General features: G+C 56.1%; 1 protein-coding gene. It reads left to right on the forward strand.

Annotation, left to right across the window (positions count from 1 at the left end):
- On the forward strand, positions 1-221 hold a 221-nt coding region (locus FDX22_RS23785; protein WP_186805446.1), incomplete at both ends, for an FAD-dependent oxidoreductase.

Genomic DNA, 221 nt, shown 5'->3' on the forward strand with positions numbered 1-221 from the left:
AAGTGGAGTGCGTAGATGCGTCCGGCGTAACGCTGAAAGATGGGCAGACCATTGCCTCACAGACCGTTATCTGGACGGTTGGCGTACAGGCAAACGGGTTAACGGCGCAAATTGACGCACCGCGCGATCGTCAGGGCCGTCTGCATGTAAATGCCAATCTGCAGGTTGTAGGTCACGATGATATATACGCCACTGGCGATGTGGCTTACGCCGCCACCGAT

This window comes from Citrobacter sp. TBCS-14 (genome assembly GCF_005280805.1).
GTDB classification, from domain to species: domain Bacteria; phylum Pseudomonadota; class Gammaproteobacteria; order Enterobacterales; family Enterobacteriaceae; genus Citrobacter; species Citrobacter gillenii.